Here is a 1,920-nt window from a genome sequence, read left to right as displayed (position 1 = left end):
AGGCTTATCCGTTAGCGTCAGCGCCTCTGTTTCAGAGGAGTCACGGATGTCTACCCTTCGCCCCCCATCGCGTTTCAGCCTGGTGATAACCGGCAGTGACGATTCGCTTCAGGTACTGGCATTTAAAGGCAAGGAGGCCATCAGTCAGCCGTTTTCCTTCGCCATCCAACTGGTCAGTGACCGTGCCAATCTCGACCTTGAAGCGTTGCTGCATAAGCCTGCGTTTTTAGCGTTCAACGCGCAAAACGGCATCCACGGCCAGATTGAACGCATCACCCGCAGCGGCTCTGATACACGGCTGACGCATTACAGCCTGACGCTGGTGCCAAGCCTGGCTTACCTGGCGCATCGCACCCAACATCGGATTTTCCAGCACCTGACGGTGCAGCAGATCATCGAGCAGGTGCTGGAAGAGCACGGTATTTTCAGCGATGGGTACACCTTTGCCGGGTTCTCGGATTACTCGCCACGAGAGTATTGCGTGCAGTACGGGGAGTCGGACCTGCACTTTATTCAGCGGCTGTGTTTTGAAGAGGGTTTTCACTACTACTTTCGCCATTCGCCTGACAGCCATCAGTTGGTATTCGGCGATAAACAGCAGGCATTTACACCCCTTAAATGGCCGACGCCTTACGTGCCCGGCAGCGGGATGGTGGCGGAGGAGCCTGCGATCACTCATTTTGAGATGAGCCTGCAAGCGCGCACCAACAGCACGTTCAGTCGCGATTATGATTTCGAAAAAGCCAGCCGGATCGTGCAGGCCGACAACCGTGCGCCTCGCGAAGAGTGCGCGCTTGAAAGTTACACCTACCCCGGCGGTGCTTTCGAGGCCCAATCCGCGCAGCGCTACAGCCTGCGAGCGCTTGAGCGTCATCAGGCCGAGTCCTGCGTGGTCCGCGGCAAGAGCGATCAGCCGAGCTTGCTCAGCGGTCACTTTTTCACCCTCAGCGACCATCCGCTGGCCGAGTGCAATGTGCAGTGGCTGCTCACGCACATCACCCACGAAGGCTGTCAGCCGCAGGTGCTTGAGGAGTTTGCCAGCGCCTCGACGTTCGACTTTCAGGGTTATCGCAACAGCTTTGATGGCACGCCGGAAATCGGCACCTATCGTGCGCAAAAGACCTACGCCAAACCGCGCGTTTTCGGCAGCCAGACTGCCCGTGTGACCGGGCCTGCGGGCGAAGAAATCCACTGCGATGCCTACGGCCGTGTGCGGGTCAAATTTCACTGGGACCGCAGCCCCGTCAGTGATGAGCGCAGCAGTTGCTGGTTGCGGGTGTCGTCAAGCTGGGCGGGTGAGCGTTACGGCAGCGTGACGATCCCGCGAGTGGGCATGGAAGTGTTGGTGGACTACGTAGACGGCGATCCTGACCGGCCGATTATTTCCGGCTGCCTGGCCAACAGCGTCAACCCGGTGCCGCTGGATTTGCCCGCGCATAAAACCCAAAGCGTGTTCCGCAGCCGCAGCACGCCGCAGGGCACAGGTTTCAACGAACTGCGCATCGAAGACCGTAAAGGCCAGGAACTGATTTACCTGCACGCGCAACGTGATTTTGAACAGCACATCAAACATGACAGCCGAGTGCAGATCGACGGCCAGCGCGAAGAAACCATCACGGGTAACAGCATCAGCGTGCTGGAAGCCGAAGACCAGCGCACCGTGACGGCCGACCGCAAAGTGCAGATCAAGGGCAATGACCACTTGCAGGTCGCCACCAGCCAGCACACCCGTGTCGGGCAGAATTTGCTGGCCGACGCCGGACAGCAAATCCACCTCAAGGCGGGGGCCATGCTGGTGCTGGACGCGGGGGCGAGCATCACCTTGATGGCAGGGGGGCAACACCTGGTGATCAGTGCGGCGGGGATCTTTAGCAGTACGCCGATTCAAGTGGGTGGGGTGGCGATGCCCGGTACGCCTGC

At 59.5% G+C, this 1,920-nt stretch carries 1 protein-coding gene; it reads left to right on the top strand.

Going from position 1 to position 1,920, the window contains the following annotated elements:
• Positions 1 to 46: 46 nt before the first annotated feature.
• Positions 47 to 1,920, top strand: a 1,874-nt coding sequence (locus AP059_RS00100) for a type VI secretion system Vgr family protein (RefSeq protein ID WP_059874883.1), incomplete at its 3' end; no start/stop codon positions are given.

It is taken from the genome of Pseudomonas sp. TAA207, from assembly GCF_001529285.1.
In the GTDB taxonomy this organism is placed as follows: domain Bacteria; phylum Pseudomonadota; class Gammaproteobacteria; order Pseudomonadales; family Pseudomonadaceae; genus Aquipseudomonas; species Aquipseudomonas weihenstephanensis.
The sequence above is the reverse complement of the archived record's forward strand: the minus strand, read 5'-3'. Positions and strand labels throughout refer to the sequence as shown.